Source organism: Paraburkholderia sp. (assembly GCF_035656215.1).
In the GTDB taxonomy this organism is placed as follows: Bacteria; Pseudomonadota; Gammaproteobacteria; order Burkholderiales; family Burkholderiaceae; genus Paraburkholderia.
Genome location: NZ_DASRSY010000355.1, coordinates 22,197 through 41,681, shown reverse-complemented (window position 1 = coordinate 41,681; position 19,485 = coordinate 22,197). Strand labels below are relative to the sequence as shown.

Annotated in this window: 23 protein-coding genes and 1 pseudogene; 14 read left to right on the top strand and 10 right to left on the bottom strand. The window is 62.3% G+C overall.

The window, feature by feature from the left end:
• From VFE81_RS20940 to VFE81_RS20925, 4 genes are all read left to right on the top strand, one after another.
• Positions 1-504, top strand: a 504-nt coding sequence (locus VFE81_RS20940; protein WP_325046427.1) for a methionine ABC transporter permease, incomplete at its 5' end; no start/stop codon positions are given.
• A gap of 41 nt (positions 505-545) precedes the next feature.
• The gene (locus VFE81_RS20935; RefSeq protein ID WP_325046426.1) at positions 546-695 is read left to right on the top strand and encodes a hypothetical protein; all 150 of its coding nucleotides are present in this window, start codon (positions 546-548) and stop codon (positions 693-695) included.
• Entirely contained in the window at positions 696-1,898 is a 1,203-nt protein-coding gene (locus VFE81_RS20930) for an acyl-CoA dehydrogenase family protein (RefSeq protein WP_325046425.1), read from the top strand.
• A 60-nt stretch (positions 1,899-1,958) separates the two neighbouring features.
• On the top strand, positions 1,959-3,287 hold the full coding sequence (locus VFE81_RS20925; protein WP_325046424.1) for an Nramp family divalent metal transporter: 1,329 nt from the start codon (positions 1,959-1,961) through the stop codon (positions 3,285-3,287).
• A 196-nt stretch (positions 3,288-3,483) separates the two neighbouring features.
• Here the strand turns inward: VFE81_RS20925 and flhC are convergent, their stop codons facing one another.
• The 7 genes from flhC to VFE81_RS20890 all read right to left on the bottom strand — a co-directional run bounded on the left by flhC (position 3,484) and on the right by VFE81_RS20890 (position 8,636).
• Positions 3,484-4,053 carry a flagellar transcriptional regulator FlhC gene (gene flhC / locus VFE81_RS20920; RefSeq protein WP_325046423.1) on the bottom strand — a complete coding sequence of 190 codons (570 nt, stop codon included), beginning with the start codon at positions 4,051-4,053 and terminating at the stop codon, positions 3,484-3,486.
• Between the two features lie 14 nt (positions 4,054-4,067).
• Positions 4,068-4,388 (bottom strand): flagellar transcriptional regulator FlhD, encoded by a 321-nt coding sequence (gene flhD / locus VFE81_RS20915; protein WP_325046422.1) that lies wholly within the window; start codon positions 4,386-4,388, stop codon positions 4,068-4,070.
• A 520-nt stretch (positions 4,389-4,908) separates the two neighbouring features.
• Entirely contained in the window at positions 4,909-6,132 is a 1,224-nt protein-coding gene (locus VFE81_RS20910; protein ID WP_325046421.1) for a YeeE/YedE family protein, read from the bottom strand.
• Positions 6,133-6,282: 150 nt separating this feature from the next.
• On the bottom strand, positions 6,283-6,813 hold the full coding sequence (locus tag VFE81_RS20905) for a GNAT family protein (RefSeq protein WP_325046420.1): 531 nt from the start codon (positions 6,811-6,813) through the stop codon (positions 6,283-6,285).
• A gap of 104 nt (positions 6,814-6,917) precedes the next feature.
• Entirely contained in the window at positions 6,918-7,799 is an 882-nt protein-coding gene (locus VFE81_RS20900) for a helix-turn-helix transcriptional regulator (protein WP_325046419.1), read from the bottom strand.
• A 166-nt stretch (positions 7,800-7,965) separates the two neighbouring features.
• Complete coding sequence (locus tag VFE81_RS20895; RefSeq protein WP_325046418.1) at positions 7,966-8,268, bottom strand: addiction module antidote protein; 303 nt, start codon at positions 8,266-8,268, stop codon at positions 7,966-7,968.
• Positions 8,265-8,636: a type II toxin-antitoxin system RelE/ParE family toxin gene (locus VFE81_RS20890; RefSeq protein WP_325046417.1), complete on the bottom strand. Its 372-nt coding sequence runs from the start codon at positions 8,634-8,636 to the stop codon at positions 8,265-8,267. The genes VFE81_RS20895 and VFE81_RS20890 overlap by 4 nt, the downstream gene beginning before the upstream one ends.
• Positions 8,637-8,928: 292 nt before the next feature.
• Between VFE81_RS20890 and VFE81_RS20885 the strand changes: the two genes are divergently transcribed.
• The 6 genes from VFE81_RS20885 to VFE81_RS20860 all read left to right on the top strand — a co-directional run bounded on the left by VFE81_RS20885 (position 8,929) and on the right by VFE81_RS20860 (position 11,584).
• The gene (locus VFE81_RS20885) at positions 8,929-9,297 is read left to right on the top strand and encodes a nuclear transport factor 2 family protein (protein WP_325046416.1); all 369 of its coding nucleotides are present in this window, start codon (positions 8,929-8,931) and stop codon (positions 9,295-9,297) included.
• Positions 9,298-9,327: 30 nt separating this feature from the next.
• Positions 9,328-9,717, top strand: a complete 390-nt coding sequence (locus VFE81_RS20880) for a hypothetical protein (RefSeq protein WP_325046415.1) — start codon at positions 9,328-9,330, stop codon at positions 9,715-9,717.
• Entirely contained in the window at positions 9,711-10,175 is a 465-nt protein-coding gene (locus tag VFE81_RS20875) for an RbsD/FucU family protein (RefSeq protein ID WP_325046414.1), read from the top strand. The genes VFE81_RS20880 and VFE81_RS20875 overlap by 7 nt, the downstream gene beginning before the upstream one ends.
• A gap of 23 nt (positions 10,176-10,198) precedes the next feature.
• Positions 10,199-10,606, top strand: coding sequence for a VOC family protein (locus tag VFE81_RS20870; RefSeq protein ID WP_325046413.1), 408 nt, complete (start codon positions 10,199-10,201; stop codon positions 10,604-10,606).
• Positions 10,607-10,815: 209 nt separating this feature from the next.
• Positions 10,816-11,247, top strand: coding sequence for a DoxX family protein (locus VFE81_RS20865; protein ID WP_325046412.1), 432 nt, complete (start codon positions 10,816-10,818; stop codon positions 11,245-11,247).
• Between the two features lie 64 nt (positions 11,248-11,311).
• A complete protein-coding gene (locus tag VFE81_RS20860) occupies positions 11,312-11,584 on the top strand; it encodes a hypothetical protein (RefSeq protein ID WP_325046411.1) in 273 nt (90 codons plus the stop codon).
• Between the two features lie 124 nt (positions 11,585-11,708).
• Here the strand turns inward: VFE81_RS20860 and VFE81_RS20855 are convergent, their stop codons facing one another.
• Both VFE81_RS20855 and VFE81_RS20850 read right to left on the bottom strand, forming a co-directional pair.
• Positions 11,709-13,283, bottom strand: a complete 1,575-nt coding sequence (locus VFE81_RS20855; RefSeq protein ID WP_325046410.1) for an MFS transporter — start codon at positions 13,281-13,283, stop codon at positions 11,709-11,711.
• Positions 13,284-13,426: 143 nt separating this feature from the next.
• Positions 13,427-14,728, bottom strand: a complete 1,302-nt coding sequence (locus tag VFE81_RS20850) for an MFS transporter (RefSeq protein ID WP_325046409.1) — start codon at positions 14,726-14,728, stop codon at positions 13,427-13,429.
• A 408-nt stretch (positions 14,729-15,136) separates the two neighbouring features.
• On the opposite strand from VFE81_RS20850, the gene VFE81_RS20845 reads away from it, so the two are divergent.
• A complete protein-coding gene (locus VFE81_RS20845; protein ID WP_325046429.1) occupies positions 15,137-15,856 on the top strand; it encodes a response regulator transcription factor in 720 nt (239 codons plus the stop codon).
• A gap of 12 nt (positions 15,857-15,868) precedes the next feature.
• Here the strand turns inward: VFE81_RS20845 and VFE81_RS20840 are convergent, their stop codons facing one another.
• Positions 15,869-16,774 carry a dihydrodipicolinate synthase family protein gene (locus VFE81_RS20840; protein WP_325046408.1) on the bottom strand — a complete coding sequence of 302 codons (906 nt, stop codon included), beginning with the start codon at positions 16,772-16,774 and terminating at the stop codon, positions 15,869-15,871.
• A 346-nt stretch (positions 16,775-17,120) separates the two neighbouring features.
• Between VFE81_RS20840 and VFE81_RS20835 the strand changes: the two genes are divergently transcribed.
• The 3 genes and pseudogenes from VFE81_RS20835 to VFE81_RS20825 all read left to right on the top strand — a co-directional run.
• Positions 17,121-18,077, top strand: a complete 957-nt coding sequence (locus tag VFE81_RS20835) for a 4-hydroxyproline epimerase (RefSeq protein ID WP_325046407.1) — start codon at positions 17,121-17,123, stop codon at positions 18,075-18,077.
• Entirely contained in the window at positions 18,074-19,201 is a 1,128-nt protein-coding gene (locus VFE81_RS20830; protein WP_325046406.1) for an FAD-binding oxidoreductase, read from the top strand. The genes VFE81_RS20835 and VFE81_RS20830 overlap by 4 nt, the downstream gene beginning before the upstream one ends.
• Positions 19,194-19,445, top strand: a pseudogene (locus VFE81_RS20825) ((2Fe-2S)-binding protein); the annotation flags it as partial. The gene VFE81_RS20830 and the pseudogene VFE81_RS20825, both read left to right, overlap by 8 nt.
• Between the last annotated feature and the right edge of the window lie 40 nt (positions 19,446-19,485).

Below are 19,485 nucleotides of genomic sequence, written 5' to 3'. Positions count from 1 at the left end.
GTGAACAGCACGCTCGGCGCGCTCGTCAATGCGTTCCGCTCCACGCCGTTCATCATTTTGCTAGTCGCGCTGCTGCCGCTCACGCGTTTGCTGATCGGCACGACGATCGGTGTATGGGCGGCGATCGTGCCGCTCAGTATCGCGGCGATTCCCTTTTTTGCACGCGTGGCCGAAGTGAGCTTGCGCGAAGTGGACCGCGGTTTGATCGAAGCCGCTCAGGCAATGGGCGCGCAGCGCCGGCATATCATCTGGCATGTGCTTTTACCTGAGGCGCTGCCGGGCATTCTTGGCGGCTTCACGATTACCGTAGTGGCGATGATCGGCTCCTCGGCAATGGCGGGCGCGGTCGGCGCCGGCGGGCTCGGCGATCTGGCGATTCGCTACGGCTATCAGCGTTTCGATACCACCGTGATGGTGACGGTGATCGTGTTGCTGATCGTGATCGTGACGGTGGTGCAGTTCGTCGGCGACCGTTTCGTGAGACGGCTTGCGCAACGTGCATGATCGTCGCCATTCGAGCGCTATTTGCATGACGAATACGGCATATGTCCCACGTTTTCAGCGCTGATATCACCGTCTATCATGCTATTTACGACGCTGGACGCAGCGCGACTCCCACTCACCTGATCGAACGCGAGCTGGCCGCGCTGACAAGCCGCGTGCCGCTCGCCAAACCTCTTCACGTGGGACATTGAATGAACGAACCTCGTCATCCCGAGGCACTGCAACCGCTGCAAACCGGCGTTGCGCCTGTGGTGCGCGATCTGACCGGCTTGCTCGATGCGTTGCGTGCCAGCGCGGCTCAACGCGATCGCGACGGCGGCCACGCCGCACAGGAAAAACAATGGATCGCCGACGCGGGTCTGCTTACGCTCGCCGTGCCGCGTGAATTCGGCGGTCTCGGCGCGCGCTGGCCTGAGATCTACGATACGATCCGCAAGATCGCGCGAGTCGACAGTGCGCTCGCGCATCTGCTGGGCTTCACGTGTCTGCAGGTGGTCAGCGTCAATGTGTGGGGCAACCCGCAACAACGTGCCCTCTATCTGAGCGGCACAGTGGAAGGGCGTTGGTGGTGGGGTAATGCGGTCAATCCGCTCGATACGCGACTCGTTGCGAGCGCGACCAGCGACGGCGGCTATCGTCTCGATGGGCAGAAAGGATTTTGTTCGGGCACGCGCGGCTCGCACATGATGACGGTGTCTGGGCACGATCCGTCCACCGGCAAAGCGGTGTTTGCCGTGGTGCCGACCACGCGCGAGGGCATTACCGTTCACGAAGACTGGAATCCGATCGGTCAGCGGCAAACCGACAGCGGCAGCGTCTCCTTCGTGCGAGTCCTGGTCGAGCCGCATGAGGTGCTGGAGCGGGCCGACACGTCATATGCGAGTTTGCGCACGCTGATTTCGCAGCAGGTGCTGACTAACCTGTTCGTCGGCATCGCGCAGGGCGCGCTCGAAGAAGCACGCGCGTACGTCACACAGCACGGCAAACCGTGGATCTCTTCCGGCGTCGATAAAGCCACTGACGATCCCTACCTGATCCAGCGTTTTGGCGAGATGCGTCTGCAGGCGGTGAGCGCGGAAGCGCTGGCAACGCGTGCCGCGTACGCACTCGAAGACGCGTGGCAACGGGGCACGGCTTTGGACGCCGAAACCCGTGCGCACGTGGCGCTCGCCACCTCGGAGGCGAAAATCGTCGCGCATCGCGCCGCGCTCGACGTCAGCGAAAAACTGTTCGACGCCTGCGGTGCGCGCGCCACGCATGCGCCGCTCGCACTCGACCGCTTCTGGCGCAATGCTCGCGTGCATACGCTGCACGATCCGCTCGACTATCGCGTGCGCGACGTCGGCCGTTACGCGTTGAGCGGAACATTGCCGGAGGTTTCTTTGTACACTTGAGGCGGTTCGCGGCGGCCTGCACGAGGCGTCGCTGTTTATCCCCTTCAAGAGACCACCGGATTGCAGTTCAAATTACCGACCACCGCAACTGCGCCGTTTTGCCCATCCGAGGTGCAAGGCACGGTCGCCATCACGCAAGGCGCGCCGTTCTGGAAAAAAATCCTGCAATTCGCAGGACCTGGCCTGCTGATTTCGATCGGCTACATGGACCCTGGCAACTGGGCCACCGATATCGAAGCGGGTTCGCGTTACGGCTACAGCCTGCTGTTCGTCGTGATGCTGTCGAGTCTTGCCGCGATGGCGCTGCAATGCCTGAGCATGCGCCTCGGCATCGCCACCGGGCGGGACCTCGCTGAATTGTCGCGACTGCGTTATTCACCGGGTGTCGCGCGCTTTCAGTGGTTGCTCGCCGAGTTGTCGATCGTGGCCTGCGATCTGGCCGAAGTGCTCGGCGGCGCGCTGGCCTTCCATCTGCTCTTCAAATGCTCGTTGACCACTGGCGTGTTGTTGACCGCGTTCGACACGCTGATCGTGCTCGGCCTGAAGGGCAAGAATTTCCGCGATCTCGAAGCGATCATGCTCGGGTTGATCGTGACCATCGGCGTCGGTTACATCATCGAGTTGGCGCTGGTGAAGCCGCATTGGCCGTCAGTCGCGCAAGGGCTGATTCCGTCATGGCAGGCACTGAGCAGCCGCGAGCCGATGTATCTGGCGATCGGCATTCTCGGTGCGACCGTGATGCCGCATAACCTCTATCTGCATTCCTCGATCGTGCAGACGCGCGCGGTCAAGCGCGATCCGGCCAGCATCAGGTCGGCGATCGGCATGTCGCGTATCGATACGATCGTCGCGCTGATCATCGCGCTGCTGATCAATATGGCGATCCTGATTCTCGCGGCCGCCGCGTTTCATGCGACCGGCCACAATCAGGTCACCGAAATCGAAGACGCTTACAAGTTGCTGGCGCCGATTGTCGGCACGGGTTTCGCGGCGGTGCTGTTCGCGATCACGCTACTGGCGTCGGGGCAAAGCTCAACCTTCACCGGCACGGTGGCGGGGCAGGTCATCATGGAAGGCTTCCTGAAGCTGAAAATTCCGTGCTGGCAGCGGCGCTTCATTACGCGGGCACTCGCCTTGATTCCGGCGCTGATCGGCGTGCAGATGATGGGTAACGGCGCAGTCGGCAAACTGCTGGTCGCAAGCCAGGTCGTGCTGAGCCTGCAGCTGCCGTTCGCGCTTTATCCGCTGATCCGCATGACCGACGATCGTTCGTTGATGGGTGAATTCGCCAACAGGCTGCCGACACGGCTCCTCGCCTGGTCGCTGTTCGTGGTGATCAGTGCGGCGAACCTCTGGCTGGTGGTGCAGACGGTGGGGCTGGTGGATTGAAGAGGCGGCAGGAGGTGGCGGGGTAGCGCCGGGTGCCGTGTTCCCGTGACCCATGCTGCGTGCCAAGTTCCCAGTTTTCAGGGCGAGGACGAGGGCGAGAGCGAAAGCCATAAAAAAGGTCCGCGCGATGACGGACCTTTTAATGGGCGCTTCGGTTCGAATCAGGCTGGACCGGCCTTCATCGAGTCAACTCAACTCAGGCGGCTTGTGCAATTTGCGCTGCTTCGAGCGCTTCCTGGCGAGCGGCGGCCGCCTTCTTGGTCTTGCCGGCACGCGACGGCGGCTGGCAGGCGCCACACACTACGTTATGTTGCAGGTCGTGCTTGTGCGCGACGAACTTACCGGTGCAACGGCAGCATTTGGTCTGTTGCAGGATGTTGGCGTCGAAGAACCGCACCAGCGTCCACGCACGCGTCAAATCCAGCACCGGTTCGGTTTCGCTGTGCTGGCAATGTTCCAGATACAGCCGATACCCTTTGGTCAGCGCATCCAGATGCGAGCAACGCGCTTCATTCTTCAGGAACAGATACGTGTTGTAGAACAACGACGCGTGAATGTTCGCCAGCCACGTCATGTACCAGTCCGCCGAGAACGGCAGCATGCCCTTGGGCGGCGACACACCTTTGACCTCGCGGTACAGGCGGATCATGCGGTCGCGCGAAAGCGCCAACTCACTTTCGAGCACCTGCATGCGCGCGCCGAGTTCGATCAGCGCGATGGCACGGAATACTTCTTGTGCGTCTTCCGTCAGGCTACGCTTGAGCATCGCGGTCACCTCAATTAAGCAAACTGCTCAGCAGGCTGGCCTGCAAGCAGGATCGCCGCGTGAGTCGGTGCAACTGTTGCGTGCTTCGTCGTTTGCGTCAACGCCGACAACATCGAGTGGTCGTTGAAGCGGAAGAAGCATAAAAGCTGATCGGAAGCGGCCAGCTTGACGATCTGCGCGAGCGACAGCCCGGCAAGCAAATCAGCCAGTTCCGACGACAGTCCCAGTCGGAACTGGCCGACCGGTTTGTCCTCACGCAACATACGTTGTGCGAGCATGATGTAAGACAAGTTGATCTCGCGGATTGAATCCAGCGTCTCGCTGCTACGGTCCATTTTCTGTGTTTCCGAAGCCCCGAATTACTATGTCGGCATTTTTTGCCGTTATGTCTTTTGTGCCTCGCCGGAAACGATACCTCCGGCTACATGTCACCACCTGATACAGATAGCGACCTTTTGATACATCGCGTTACATTTCGTAACAGCTTGTGACGAATTGTATGAAGGGTAAAATAAGAAAGCAATCCCTTCTCGAAAAAATATCTCAAAAAGATGCATCAAATTTCGGTAACTATTTCACCGTCCTGTAATAGACGACGCTTTGCAGGTTTTTGACGAGTCAGGAATTTGCTCTGATCCATTAAAACCCTTGCGTGGTGGGCTTCTTTGTTATTTGTCTGAGCAAAGCCACGCGCCCGGTCGAGAACCGGAAAATCAGGTCTGAATCGGAAAGGAAATAGAAAGCGAAGCCATTTAAAAGTAATAAATACCGTTCATTGGCGTTGCTATGGGGACAAATCAGAGGCGTAACAAATTGGTGCGGCCCCAGTTACAAATGAGGCCGCATTTGTAACTTCTAGCAACCGTTTGCGCGGATCCGTTCGACTTCGAGGCCGAACGCCGGGCGCAGGCGGGTGCCCAGCACGTTGCCGGCGAAGGCGGCGACCAGCCACAGCCAGCCGTGCAAGCTGCCTGACACGATGCCGCTGAAATAGGCGCCGATATTACAGCCATAGGCCAGACGGGCTCCGTAGCCAAGCATCAGGCCGCCGACCACCGCCGCGATCAGTGAGCGGGCCGGCACCTTCCAGACCGGCGCGTAACGGCCGGCGAGCGCGGCGGCCGTCATGGCGCCGAGGATGATCCCGATGTCCATCACCGTGGTGACGTCATGTGTAACAGGGGCGGCCAGCGCGCCAGCGTTGGCATGAGCGGCCCAATACGGCCAATTGGCCACATCGATACCCAACGCGGCAAATAGCTTGGCGCCCCACAGCGCGAACGCCGACGTCACACCCCATGGGCGGCCGGACAGCGCTAGCGTCGCGAAATTGAGCAAGGCCAGAGCGATGGCGCCGACGAACAGCGGCCACGGGCCATGCAGCCACGGCGACGCGTGCTGCGCGCGCAACGGCTCGTCGACCAGCCGGCCATGGCGGTGCCGCTCGACCAGGACGGTGAGCGCCGCGATCGCAGCGAAAATGACCAGGTTCAGCGCGATGGCCCAGCCCGCACCGAACGTGGTCACCATCGAAAGCGGTTTAAGAGACGGCAGTGCGGTCCAGAACGGCATGTGCGCGGTGGCGACAACCGATCCGATGACGAACGCCATCAGCGTGACGATCATGCGTGTGCTGCCGCCTCCCACGGTGTATAGCGTGCCAGAGGCGCAGCCGCCGCCCAGCTGCATGCCGACGCCGAACATGAAGGCCCCGACCAGCACGGACGTGCCTGCCGGCGCGACCAGGCCGACCACGGGCCGGCCGAACAGCGTGCCGGCGGCGAGCACCGGAAAGAACAACAAGACGCCGAGCGCCAGCATCAGCATTTGTGCGCGCAGACCGGCGCCGCGGCCATCGGCGATAAAGACCCGCCACGCGGAGGTAAAGCCGAATGCCGCGTGATAGAGCGACATTCCCAGCAGTGCCCCGACCATGTAGAGCGCCGCCTGACGGCCGCTGACGGTCTGCGTCAGATAGACGGTGCCCAGCGCGATTAGGACAAGCGCGGCACCTAGCGGTTTCGGATTGATGTCGAAACGGCGTGGCACGCGTGGAAGCGAAGTAGAGAGATCTGACATGGTGTTTGACTGACGAACGGCAAATCGAAGCTAGCCCGAGGGGCGGATGAGCCGTTTCGGGGTTGGTGCAGCGGAAAGGTGATTGAAAAAGATAGCACGGATCGCGTGCTGAAGCAGGGCGGCCGAAGGTGATGCGGTGCCCGACAGCTGTTACATGAAGCGCGCCATCAGATCGGCGTCGTGAAATACCCCGCCGACGTTCAGTGCTCCGACCTCGCAGCCATATTTGCGAAAGCCAAGCGATTCATAGAGTCTGCGCGCGGCCTCGTTCTGGCTACTCACCATCAACTGGATTTGCCGTAGCCCTTCTATCTGTGCCGCTCGCGCCAGCAATTCACTAAGCAACGCACGCCCGACTCCGCGGCCTGCAGCTTCCGGCGCGACATACATACCGATGACGGCGGCCTTGTGCTGTTCCTTGTCTCGCTGGCTGCGCAGTAATCCGACCACGCCGATCAACGGAGTATCGGCCGATGCGTAAGCACCGAGCAAAAAGTCGCCTTCGGCCGCGCGCGCGCCCTGCAACATCGTGTCATGTTGCGGCGCGCCCTTGGCCACTGCTTCCTCGTAGCTTTGACCGAACGACTCCGGATGTGCCTTCAGTCCACGCAGGCGAAGCTGAAAGTAGGCGTCGCGGTCGGCCGGCCCGAGTTGGCGGACCAGCGGGGCGTTGTTGATCAAGTGCGTCTCTCCGTGTGGTTTGAATGGTGCGGCAGCGGTAACAACCCAGTGTTCGACGCGGCTCGGTTTCTGCAGTTCTGCAATTCTTCGGGCCTGCTATGGCTTCACGGCGTCAGCCCCTTGGTTTTCGCCGCGTTGGCTTTCGGCAAACTTTCGGCAAACTCGCGCAATGCCGCTGCGGTTTGTTGATCGGCAGGAAAGAACGCTTCAATGGCAAGTTCCGACAGTGTCACGTCCACCGGCGTGCCGAATACCGTAGTCGTGCTGAAGAACGACAGCTCGCCAATCGGTGTGCGCAACCGCAGCGGCACGGCAACCTGATGACTCGCGGTGTCGTCGTGGTCGGTCACTTCCGCGCCGGGCGGAGCAGGATACGCGGCTAGCTCGTCGCGCAATGCGCTCAGTGTGTCGTCACCGCTCACGTCGATTTGCCGCTGGAGGCGGGACAGCGCGTGCGCACGCCACGCATGCCAATTGACGATCGACGCTGCGATGCCTTCCGGATGCAAGCTCAGTCGCATTGCATTGACCGGCGGTTTCAGCAGTTCCGGGCTTGCGCCTGCCAGCAGCGGCGCAAGCGCATTGTTCGCTGCAACGATGGTCCAGTGACGGTCGATCGCGAGTGCTGGATACGGCTCGTGGCCTTTGAGCACCAACTCGACTGCCTCGCGCGCGGCGGCCAGCTGCGGGTCCGTCAAAGGACGTTCGCGGAACAGCGGCGCATAACCCGCCGCGATCAGCAGCGCATTGCGCGCACGCAGTGGCACGTCGAGCCGCTCGGCGAGGTGCATGACCATTTCCCGGCTGGGCACGGCACGACCTGATTCGACGAAGCTCAGATGCCGCGTGGAAATATCGGCTTCGGCGGCGAGCAGCAATTGGCTCATTCTTCGCCGCTGCCGCCATTCGCGCAGCAGATCGCCGACCGTGCGGCATGCCGTCGGTATGTTCGACGGGATGGTTTGCGCAAGAGAGAGTGTGTTCATGCTGCCGATGATAGCCAAAGCGCGTTAGCGATCCATTACCTGGCAGGTAATGGAATACCCGGGAATACCCGTGAATATCCCGGAATACCCGAGAAAGCGTAGGAGCAGCTGCGAATACGCAGCGCATTCAGGGCGTTGCCTCAAGCGACAACACGACAGGCGCAAATCAGGCGGCCGCCACACCTTCCGGCACGGCGTTGAGCTTGACGCCCAGCGCGCGCAGCAGTTTGAACACCGTATCCATGCGCGGTTTGGAGCCGGGGGCGAGGGTTTTGTAGAGGCTTTCACGCCCGAGTCCGGCGTCGGCCGCTACCTTTGCGATGCCGCGTGCTTTTGCGATGTCGGCGATTGCGGCGAGGAGGAGGTCGGCGTCGCCTTCTTCCAGCGCTGCGTTGAGATATTCAGCGATCATCTCCTCGCTATCGAGGTAGTGCGATGCGTCGAACCGCGCGGTTTTGACTTTGCTCATGACAGTTCCTTTCTGATTGCTGCCCACATTGATTTGGCATGCCTGATGTCGGCCGGCTGCGTGGATTTATCGCCACCGCAGAGCAGCAGATACACCACACACCCTTCGCGCGCGAAGTAGACCCGATAGCCGGGACCGCAATCGATGCGCATCTCGGACACACCGTCTTCCAGCAGCTTTACGTCGCCGAAATGACCTCGCTCTGCACGCCGGACCCGCACCAGGATTTTTGCCCTTGCTTTTAAGTCCGCAAGGCCGGCAAGCCAGTTGTCGAATGTTTCGGTGCGGTTGACCGTGTACACAGGTGGTGAACCGATTTGCTGATGATTGTATCCTTGTGGATACGGTCTTGCAAGTGAAAAAACCATATTAAAAAAGCGGCTCGTGTCCGCACCCGTTCAGTCCGTCACATACCGCGTGCCAACGCTGCGCGGCCCCATTTGCGCCATGAGGTTAGCGGCTGACGCAGCTCGTGACGATTCAGCCGAATGGCCAATCCGGCGGGCAAAAAGGCACGCTTCTGTACTGCAGTGCATCCGGATGCTTACCTCCCACGTAATCGACGCGCGGCGCTCAAGCCGCCAATCTTCACTCCGAGCCCGCCGCATACAACGTGTCTGCCACGCGTAGTGCTCAGTCATGCCAATCAAGGAGTTCGAGATGAATGCACATACCGATCTGATCGACCGTTATTTCGATGCATGGAATGAAACCGATGCAGCGCGCCGCGGCGACCTGATCGCCGCGACGTGGGCCACCGACGCCGACTATCGCGATCCGCTGCTGGCAGGCGCGGGCCATGACGGCATCGACGCGATGATCCGCGCTGTGCATGAACGCTTCCCGCATCACACGTTTCACCGCACGACGGAGGTCGACGGCTTCGCGAACCGGCTGCGTTTTTCGTGGGAACTCACCACGCCGGCCGGCGAGGCGATCGTCAAGGGATCCGACTTTGGCGTGCTCGACCCACACGGTCGCCTGCAGGCGGTGACGGGCTTCCTCGACCAGGTGCCTGCCGCCGCCTGACCCCCCCATAGGTTTTTCACGGAGACGATCATGCACGAGTCCGTTGCCGCCACGGCTCCTGGTACTGTCCTCACGTTCGCGCGCCTGTCGGGTGCCGTCGACGCGCTCTCCAGCGCGATCGCCGGCTTCGCTCTGCTGGCCGGCCCGCGCGCGTTCACCTTCACCGCGCTGCTGGCCTGGCGCGAGCCGGTATTGGGTGGTGCGGGTCTCGTGCTGCTCGCGTTGGTCGGATGGCTGCGGTGGCAGTGTCGTCAGAATGCCGCTCGCCGCGTCGCGCAGAAAAGCGGATTGACGACGGGCCGCCGGCAACGGACCGTGCACCGTGGTCTTGCTACAATCGATCGCGATGCGCTACGAGGACAATCTGTCCAAACCCGGGCGGCTAGCCGCCAGTCGGACCTCAAGGAGACACCGTGCTGAAGAATCTGGACCCGCTGCTGAATGCCGATCTGCTGCATGCGCTACGCTCGATGGGACATGGCGACGAACTGGTGCTTTGCGACGCCAACTTCCCGGGCGCTTCCGTCGCACAGGAGACGGTGTTGGGCAAGCTGCTCCGCCTCGATGGCGTGAACGCACCGCGTGCAATTCGCGCGATCCTGTCGGTCATGCCGCTGGATACATTCATCGAGCATCCTGCATCGCGGATGGAAGTGGTGGGCGAGCCCAATACGATTCCGGCTGTTCAGCGCGAAGCGCAGATCGAGATCAATGCGGCAGAGGGGCGCGAGGTGCCGTTTGCTTCGGTTGAACGTTTCGCGTTCTATGAGCGGGCGCGCAAGGCCTATTGCGTGATCGCTACCGGTGAAGCGCGCGGTTACGGCTGCTTCGTGTTGACAAAGGGTGTCTTGCTCGCGCCGGATGCGCCGCAGCAATAACGCCTTACTACGGCGACGAAACCATGAGCTTCTCGATAGACAGTCTCGATCATCTCGTTCTGAATGTTGCCGACGTGGAAGCCAGCGCGGCCTGGTACGCTCGAATGCTCGGCATGCGGCGCACCGAGTTCGAGTCGCGCACCGGCACGCGCGTGGCGATGACCTACGGCAATCAGAAGATCAACTTGCGTCCGGCGGAGGCCGACACGGTCGCGTGGTTCATCGGGCGCGAGCCGGTGCCGGGCAGCGCCGATCTATGCTTTGTCACCACCACGAGTCCCACCGAGGTCAAAGCGCATTGGCTCGCCGAGGGTGTCGAAATAGAGGCCGGCCCGGTTGAGCGCGACGGCGCGCGCGGCAAGATGACGTCGGTGTATTGCCGCGATCCGGACGGCAATCTGATCGAGGTCGCGACGTATCCCCACGCTTGAGCACGGCGGCGATACCGGCCGTGCCGTGCAAAATCGGGCACTCGCCGAGCGCTCGGACACCTTTTCCCTTCCCTTGAGACGGCGCGAATTGCGTCAGTTCACACTGGCCCGCTTGGAAAAGGCGGGCAATGCACATATTCTCAGATGCAAAGCAGGGAACTGCGGCGGCCTGGGCGGGTCTGCTGCTTATTCATTTACAGGAGCCCCCCATGACGCGTCCCGTCGATTCCGGCGTCATCCTCATCGCGCGTATCGCCCTTGCCGTGCTGTTTTTGTGGGGAGGTGTGATGAAATTGCTGGGCTATGCGGGCTTCGTCGGCTATCTGCATTCGAAGGGGGTGCCGTTCGTACAGGTCGCCGCACCGATTGCAACAGCGGTCGAGGCACTCGGCGGTCTGCTGCTGATCGTCGGCTTCAAGATCCGCCCGCTCGCGCTCATCATGGCCGTCTACACCGTGGCAACTGCGGTCCTGGGCCACGATTTCTGGAACGTGACCGATCCCGCTTTGCAACGCGATATGGTGATCCACTTCTGGAAGAACATCGGTATCGCCGGCGGTTTCCTGCTGTTGTTCGTGACCGGAGCGGGCCGTATCAGTATCGACGGCGCGCGCTCGCCTCGCAGCGGGCTGAATCTCTGATCACGCAGTTGAGGTAGTCTGTGTCGGTCGCTTTTGATTCTGGCTGTAATCAAGGGAGCAAATAATGATTCAAAGTTTTGAGCAAACCATTGGTGGCAAGGTCATGCAGTTGTGCGCAAGTCTCGGCGAAGGGCCGACACCGCATCGCGTCATCATCAGCCTTGCCGATTCGGCGAAAACATTGGTGATTCTGGATGCCTCCGGCCTCATCGGCACGATCAAGGCGGAAATCGAACAGCCGGAAAAGCTGATTGCCGACGCGATCACCAAGGCGCAAAACGAAGGGCTGATCGAGCGCGCGATCGACACCGGCACGATTCAGGAAGCGCCGCTGTAAGCCGTGCGGGGGTAGAGCGAGTTGTATCGCGCCTGCTAGCAGCGTGTTAGCGTCAAAAAGAGGACCCCCGCGGAGTGCAAGCATCGCGGGGGTTTTTTTCTCGCTGGCCAAAGCGCTGAGACGATTAGCGCGATTCAGTAACCTGTTTGGACCCGGTCTTGTGCGGCTTCGAGGCCGACGCGTGAGGCTCCGGATGGACAAGGCAGCCCATTACGCCACCGACCACCAGCAGACCGACCGAGATGGCCGTCGCGGCCTGCATGCCCGAGACGATCTGCGTGGCGGCAGCGCCGCTCGCCAACGCGCCGAAGGCGGCTACACCTACTGCGCCGCCTGCTTGCCGTGCGGTATTCAGCACGGCGGAAGCAGTGCCCGCGCGCTGTGCTTCGACGGAGGCCAGCACGGCGGTTGTCATCGCCGGGACCGCAAGGCCCATTCCTGAGGGAATCAGCAGGAACGGCAGCAGCAAGCCGACGAGCGGCGTAGATGCCTCGACGAAATGCAGCAGGCCATAGCCGAGTCCCGCGGTGATTGCGCCGGCGATCATCGGCACACGTACGCCGAAGCGCCCGACCACCCAGCCGCTCGCCACGTTCGAGAGCAGAAATCCGCCCGTCAGCGGCAGGAAGGCGAGACCCGCCTGCAGCGGGGTATAGCCGCGTACGCGCTGCAAATACAGGCTCAGCACGAACACCATGCCGTAGTACGTCAGATTCACGCACGTGCCGAACAGCACTGCCGCATTGAAGGTGCGTTTTTTGAATAGCGAGAGCGGTAGCATCGGTGCCGCGACGCGCGATTCCACGGCGATAAAGGCGCCCGTTGCGATAAGCGAGAGGATGAACCCGCCGGCTACCAGCGGATGGCCCAGCCCCAGCGGCCGCAATTCGATCACTGCGGCGACGAAGGCGGTGAGCGCGACGATCGCAAGGGCCTGACCGCTTAGATCGATACCACGCGGGATTGTCTTGGCGTTATCCGATGCTATAGCTTTAGTCGCCGCCACCGCCGCAGTCCCCGCCCCAGTGCCGGTCCTCATCGCCGTTTCCGTCCCAGTCGTGGTTGGAGTGGGGGTCGTAGTCGCGGCCGCTCCTTGCGCGCTTTTTTGCACCGATTCAGGCCGTGGCACCCACACCAACGTCGCCAGGAAACCGGCTGCGCAAATCGGCAGATTGACGAGAAAGATGCTGCGCCAGCCGAATGCCGCAATCAGCAGACCGCCGACCACCGGTCCAGCCGCGATCGAAACCGCGCCCGCGGCGGTCCACAGCCCGACTGCGCGCGCCCGGAGCTTCGGATCGTGGCCGTATGACTGGTTCAGCAGCGCCAACGAGTTCGGCAGCATGGCGGCGGCGCCGATGCCTTGCACCGCGCGCGCCGCGACCAGCATGGTGGCATCGAGCGCCAATCCGCAGGCGAGCGACGCGAGCGCAAACAGCACAATGCCGGCCGCGTACATGCGCCGTGTGCCAAGCCGGTCGCCGAGCGCGCCCGCCGAAAGCATCAGCACGGCGAAGGCGAGTGTGTACGCGTCGACGACCCATTGCAGCCCCGCGACATTCGCATGCAGGTCCGCACCGATCTTAGGCAGCGCGATGTTGACGATAGTCACGTCGAGTTGCGTGACGACGAAGCCAACGCTGACAGTCGCGAGAATGCGGCCGAGGGCGGGCGAGGAGGGCCTGTTGGGAGAGTTCATGCCTTACATCGTAGGCCCGATGCAGCGCACCATGTTTCGGCATGGCGTGAAGTGTCGATGTCGCCGAAACAGCCAGAAAGGCGGGGTATCGAGCCGATGGAAACAACGGCGCACCACGTGCGCGCCGTTGTGAAACCAGCGAATCAGCGCGTTTGCGTCGCGTCTTTAATAAACAGCGTAGTCAATGCCCCGAGAATGCAGATTGCGCCGACATACAGGGGCGCCGCCATCGGGTTCGACTTCATCATCAGCGAAACGGCGATGGGCGTGAGGCCGCCGAACACCGCGTAGGCAACGTTATACGAAAACGAGATGCCCGAGAATCGCACGACGGGCGGGAACGCCTTGACCAGCACGAACGGAATCGCGCCGATCACGCCGACGAAAAGCCCGGCCACGGCGTACAGCGGCACCAGCGCCGACGTATCGACGGCGAGCTGCTGGAACATCACGTAGTACGTCACGGCCAATGCCAGGCCACCGACGAAAATCGTGCGTCCCGCGCCAATCCGGCCAGCAATCGAACCTGCCATCACGCAACCGATGGTCAGGCACAGCGTCGCCACGCAGTTCGCCAGCAATGCAGTGGCCGGCGCGATATGAAACTGCTTCTGCAGCAGCGTCGGCGTCATCAGAATCACTACGACGATCGCGGCCGACAGCATCCACGTCAGCAGCATGGACACGATCACGGCGCGGCCATGGTCGCGCAACACGGCCTTGAGCGGTACTTCCGCGGCGATTGCCTTGCGTTGCTTGAGTTCGGCGAACACCGGCGTCTCATGCAGCCAGCGGCGCAGATAAACCGAGAACATGCCGAACACGCCGCCCACCAGGAACGGGATGCGCCATGCGTAGGCGGAAATTTCCGCGGGCGCGAAGTTGCGATTCACCGCTGATGCGATCAGCGAACCGAGCAGGATGCCCGCCGTGAGGCCGGCCGTCAGCGTGCCGCACGCATAGCCGACGTGTCGCTGCGGCACGTGTTCCGAGACGAACACCCATGCACCCGGCACTTCCCCGCCAACCGCCGCGCCTTGCATCACGCGGAACAGCAGCAGCAATACCGGGGCCATCACGCCGATGCTGGCGTAGGTGGGCAGCAGACCCATCATCAGCGTCGGCACCGACATCAGCAGCACGCTCAGCGTGAACATGCGCTTGCGGCCGAACAGGTCGCCGAAGTGCGCCATGATGATGCCGCCGAGCGGTCGTGCCAGATAGCCCGCCGCGAAGATGCCGAAGGTCTGCACCTGACGCAGCCAGTCCGGCATCGCGGCGGGGAAGAACAACTGGCCGAGCGCTGGCGCAAAGAATACGAAGATGATGAAGTCGTAAAACTCCAGCGCCCCGCCGAGCGCGGCGAGGCCGAGCGTCTGGTAATCGCTTCGCCCAAGAGAACGTGGGGTGACAGCCTGCGCTCCACCCAGATTTGTCGCTTGCATTGCTTGTGTCTTGTCTTGAATTGGGAGCCACACGTAGCGCGTGGAAATACGGCGGTCGTCAGGCGAGAAGTGTGGCAAGCGCTGGGTAGAGCACGGGACACCGGCGTGCCGGTCCGGGTAGGGCAAGCACGATGACGACTGGGGCCGGGCCGGGATTTTACAGGATGAAAGCCGCGCGTTTCGGGAAGTACTTAATTGGATTGGAAAAAGTTCCCTGAGACGTGCCTTTTCAACGGCGTGCAGGACCGCAAGGGCTGCACGTCGTGCGAGCCGCAGCGGTCGAGTGTAGGAATGGTGTGCGCACCTGTCGGAGTGGGGCGATTGGTACGCAAATTAGGATTGTTCCTATGGGATGGCCAGGGCGTCCCTCTGAGAATCGCGTCCAAGTTATCAGTTAAGAGTTATCCCATGCGCATTGCCATCCTTCAGCGTGACCCCCTCATGCGTCAGTCGATCGAAAAGATCCTGATGAGCGCCAGCCACACCTGTATGGCCTACGACGACGGTTTGACCATGTCGAAAGCGCTTGCCCGTTCCACGGTGGATCTACTGGTACTGGACTGGCACGGCACGCGCCTGTCCGGCGCCGAAGTCCTGCGATCGGTGCGCGCCGTCGGCGGCGACCGGCTGCCGGTCGTGTTCGCGTCGACGGAAACGTCGGAGGAGAGCGTGGTACGCGCCTTTGCCAGCGGGGCGGACGACTATGTTTCGCTGCCGTTGCGGCCGGGCGAGTTCCGCGAGCGCATCGCCGCGTTGCTGCGCCGCGCCTATCCGGATCGTTTCAGCGCCGCGAGCTTCGATGTCGGCCCCTACCATTTCGATCCGCATCGCCAGCTCGTCATGCTGCGCGGCCAGCCGGTACAACTGTCGGGTACGCAATACCGGCTGGCGTCGCTGTTCTTTTCCAATATCGGCCGCGTCATGTCGCGCGACCATATCTTCGCGATGGTGTGGGGCCGTGAGTTCCGCGAGTTCACCCGCACGATCGACAGCCATGTGTCGCGCCTGCGACTATTGCTCGAGATCGAGCCGCAAAACGACTTCCGGCTGCAACCCGTTTATAAGAGCGGCTATCGCCTGCTGCATCTGCGGCAAGGCGAAGCAGGTGCGGAAAAGCAGGCGGCCTGAACTTGCCGCAACTCAAACCTGCTGCAGCGCCGGTCGGGTTTCAATCGCCTGGCGGATCAAGGCTTCCACCGATTCGCGTTCATCTCCGGCCAACGGCAGACGCGGCGGCCGCACCGGCTCCGTACCCAGCCCGACGATCGTTTCGGCCAGCTTGATGTTCTGCACCAGCTTCGACGAGACGTCGAGCGCGAGCAGGGGCGCGAACCAGCGATAGATCGCTCGCGCTTCTTCAAGACGGCCCGCCTTCAGCAACTTGTAAATCACGACCGTCTCGCGCGGAAACGCGCACACGAGACCGGCCACCCAGCCATGCGCGCCCATCAATATCGCTTCCATTGCCAGGTTGTCGACGCCGCACAGAATCGCGAAGCGGTCGCCGACCACGTTGATCAGATCGGTCACGCGCCGTACATCGCCGCATGACTCCTTGATCGCGACGATCTTCTTTTCGTCGGCGATTTCCGCGAACATCTCGGGCGTCATGTCGACGCCATAGGCCAGCGGATTGTTATAAATCATCAGCGGCAGTGCGCTCGCGTCGGCGACACTGCGAAAGTGATGCAACGTTTCGCGCCGGTCCGACAGATAACGCAGCCCGGGCAGTACCATGAAACCGGCCGCACCACGCTGGCCGCCGGCTTCGGCCTGGCGGCATGCGTCGAGCGTGCTGTTCTCGGCGATGGTCAGCAAAACCGGCACGCGTGCGCGTGAGGCCTCGACAGCGACGTCGAGCACTTGCAGCTTCTCGTCCAGCGAGAGCGTTGACGCTTCGCCGAGCGATCCGCACACGATGATGCCGTCCACGCCTGCCTCGATCTGCGCCTCGATATTCTTACCGGTCCATTCGCGGTCTATGCTGAAATCCGCGTGGAATTTGGTGGTAACCGCGGGTAATACGCCTTCCCAGATATGCGCCACGACTGCTCTCCTGATTGTGATGAGTCGAAGCGCAGTGTAAGCAGGGAAAATGCCGCCGTCTTGCGCGATTCGCGCGTGGTGAATGACGATTTCAGCATAGTGGATATGCTGGTAAGCCCAGCGAGCTTGAGTAGGTCGACTATTTCAGGACAGGACGCAAAGGCGGTGAAGTTATCTTGAGAGGGTCTTACGTGCGCTACTGAGTCCGGTAGCCGTTCACCGTTCAAGTGTGGACCTTCCCCGGTTTTCAAAGTCGGCGCGTGAATAAAGGGGCGTCAATATTGTGCTGAAATCGTCACAATCCGCGCATAAGCACACCAAGACTCCGGCGCCCGGCTTTCCTACCATGTGCATCATGAAAACCTTAGACATCATCGACTCGCACACCGGCGGTGAACCGACCCGTCTGGTGGCGTCGGGTGGTCCGGCGCTTGGCGGCGGCACGCTGGCGCAGCGTCTCGACGTGTTTCGCACGCATTTCGACGACTGGCGCGCCGCCATAGTCACGGAACCGCGCGGCTCGGACGTGGTGGTCGGCGGACTGCTGTGCGAGCCGGACGATCCCGCGTGCGCGGCCGGCGTGATCTTCTTCAACAACGTCGGCTATCTCGGCATGTGCGGGCACGGCACGATCGGTCTCGTCGTCTCGCTCGCGCACATGGGGCGGATCGGGCCGGGGCGTCATCGGATCGAGACGCCGGTCGGCGTCGTCGAAGCAACACTCAACGAGGACGGCAGTGTGGCCGTGCGCAACGTGCCGGCCTATCGCTACCGGCAAGGCGTGCAGGTGGACGTGCCGGGCTACGGCATGTTGAGTGGCGACATCGCGTGGGGTGGTAACTGGTTCTTTCTCGTCGCCGGCCACGGGCGCGCGCTGGAGGCAGCGTGTATCGCCGAGCTGACCACGTTCAGTGCGGCAATCCGCGACGCGCTGATCGCGCAGTGCATCACCGGCGCGGACGGCGCCTTGATCGACCACATCGAACTCTTTGGACCCGGCTCGCGCGACGGTATCGACAGCCGCAGCTTCGTCCTTTGTCCCGGCAACGCGTACGATCGCTCGCCGTGCGGTACCGGTACGAGCGCGAAAATCGCCTGCCTCGCCGCTGACGGCAAGCTGGCCGAAGGCGCCGTGTGGCAGCAGGAGAGCATCATCGGCAGCGTGTTCGAGGCGAGCTATCGTCACGCCGGCGACGGTGTTTCGGTGATTCCGACCATCACCGGCCACGCGCACATTATGGCCGAAGGGCGTTTGTGTTTCGACGAGCGCGACCCGTTCGCGTGGGGCATCCGCACGGCATGACAGCGGACGCGTTGATCATCGGGGCCGGCATTGTCGGCGCGGCTTGCGCGGCGGAGCTGGCCGCGCTCGGCATGCGGGTCGAGGTACTCGACGCACAAGGCATCGGCGGTGGCGCGACGGCGGCGGGCATGGGTCACATCGTCGTGATGAACGACTCGCCCGCGGAATTCGCGTTGAGCCGCTATTCGCGCGACTTGTGGCTGGCGCTCGCGCCGCAACTGCGCACGCGCGACGCGTTCGCGCGCTGCGGCACGCTATGGGTCGCCGCCGACGATGAGGAATGGCAAGCCGCCCGCACCATGCATGCCGCGTTCGAAGCACAGGGCGTCTCCGCACAACTACTCGACGCGGCTGCGTTGCGAACGTGCGAGCCGGCGCTAGCGTCGTCGATGGCGGGCGGCTTGCGGATCGAGCACGACAGCGTCGTGTATGCGCCTACCGTTGCTGAGTGGCTGCTGACGCAATCCTCAGGAGTCGCGAATATTCGTGTTCGGCTCGGCACACGGGTTACTGCAATCAGCGCGGACGGCGTGACGCTGTCCGACGGCGAACGCATCGGCGCCGCGCATGTGATCGTCGCCAATGGTCTGGGCGCTCAGCAACTACTGCGCTCGCTGCCGTTGCAGCCGAAGAAAGGGCATCTGCTGATCACTGACCGTTACCCCGAACTCATTCGCCATCAACTGCTCGAACTGGGCTACATCAAGAGCGCGCATCACGCGGTCGGCACCTCGGTGGCATTCAATGCGCAGCCGCGGCCTACAGGCCAGTTGTTGATTGGCTCGTCGCGGCAGTTCGATACGACCGATCCCGCCGTCGACATGCCGGTGCTCGCTCAGATGTTGCAGCGCGCGGCGCACTATCTGCCGGTGCTGCCGACGCTCAATGGCATCCGCGCGTGGACCGGCTTTCGTGCGGCGTCACCCGATGGTTTGCCGTTGATCGGTCCGGCCGGCGATTTTTCACCCGGCGTGTGGCTCGCGGTCGGACACGAAGGCCTCGGCGTGACGACCTCGCTCGCAACTGCAAAGTTGCTCGCCGCGCAAATCACCGGGAGCGCTGCGCCGATTCCGGTCGAGCCATACTTGCCGGGCCGTTTTGCAAAGGAGGTGGCCCATGATTAGCGCCAATGCAGGACACCTTCACTTGACGATCGACGGTAGAAGCGTCGCGGTCGAGGCGGGTACGACCGTGGCCGCGGCACTCGTCATTGCGGGTGTGATCGGTACGCGGACTTCGGTGAGCGGCCAGCCGCGCGCAGCACTGTGCGGGATGGGCGTGTGCCAGGAATGCCGCGTCACGATCGACGGCCGGGCTCACGCGTTGGCGTGCCAGGCGCTTTGCCGCGAAGGGCAAGTGGTTTGCACCGCTGCCGGGACTAATGCGGCCAACGTATCCAAAGTATTCA

Bases quoted from the DNA above. Each gene is read 5' to 3' on its own strand.
- VFE81_RS20860 (WP_325046411.1), top strand. From the start codon at position 11,312: ATGATTCAAAGTTTTGAGCAAACCATTGGTGGCAAGGTCATGCAGTTG.
- flhD (WP_325046422.1), bottom strand. From the start codon at position 4,388: ATGGACCGTAGCAGCGAGACGCTGGATTCAATCCGCGAGATCAACTTG.
- VFE81_RS20895 (WP_325046418.1), bottom strand. From the start codon at position 8,268: ATGAGCAAAGTCAAAACCGCGCGGTTCGACGCATCGCACTACCTCGAT.
- VFE81_RS20830 (WP_325046406.1), top strand. From the start codon at position 18,074: ATGACAGCGGACGCGTTGATCATCGGGGCCGGCATTGTCGGCGCGGCT.
- VFE81_RS20880 (WP_325046415.1), top strand. From the start codon at position 9,328: ATGCACGAGTCCGTTGCCGCCACGGCTCCTGGTACTGTCCTCACGTTC.
- VFE81_RS20910 (WP_325046421.1), bottom strand. From the start codon at position 6,132: ATGTCAGATCTCTCTACTTCGCTTCCACGCGTGCCACGCCGTTTCGAC.
- VFE81_RS20865 (WP_325046412.1), top strand. From the start codon at position 10,816: ATGACGCGTCCCGTCGATTCCGGCGTCATCCTCATCGCGCGTATCGCC.
- VFE81_RS20900 (WP_325046419.1), bottom strand. From the start codon at position 7,799: ATGAACACACTCTCTCTTGCGCAAACCATCCCGTCGAACATACCGACG.
- VFE81_RS20935 (WP_325046426.1), top strand. From the start codon at position 546: ATGTCCCACGTTTTCAGCGCTGATATCACCGTCTATCATGCTATTTAC.
- VFE81_RS20930 (WP_325046425.1), top strand. From the start codon at position 696: ATGAACGAACCTCGTCATCCCGAGGCACTGCAACCGCTGCAAACCGGC.
- flhC (WP_325046423.1), bottom strand. From the start codon at position 4,053: ATGCTCAAGCGTAGCCTGACGGAAGACGCACAAGAAGTATTCCGTGCC.
- VFE81_RS20850 (WP_325046409.1), bottom strand. From the start codon at position 14,728: ATGCAAGCGACAAATCTGGGTGGAGCGCAGGCTGTCACCCCACGTTCT.
- VFE81_RS20835 (WP_325046407.1), top strand. From the start codon at position 17,121: ATGTGCATCATGAAAACCTTAGACATCATCGACTCGCACACCGGCGGT.
- VFE81_RS20855 (WP_325046410.1), bottom strand. From the start codon at position 13,283: ATGAACTCTCCCAACAGGCCCTCCTCGCCCGCCCTCGGCCGCATTCTC.
- VFE81_RS20890 (WP_325046417.1), bottom strand. From the start codon at position 8,636: ATGGTTTTTTCACTTGCAAGACCGTATCCACAAGGATACAATCATCAG.
- VFE81_RS20885 (WP_325046416.1), top strand. From the start codon at position 8,929: ATGAATGCACATACCGATCTGATCGACCGTTATTTCGATGCATGGAAT.
- VFE81_RS20870 (WP_325046413.1), top strand. From the start codon at position 10,199: ATGAGCTTCTCGATAGACAGTCTCGATCATCTCGTTCTGAATGTTGCC.
- VFE81_RS20845 (WP_325046429.1), top strand. From the start codon at position 15,137: ATGCGCATTGCCATCCTTCAGCGTGACCCCCTCATGCGTCAGTCGATC.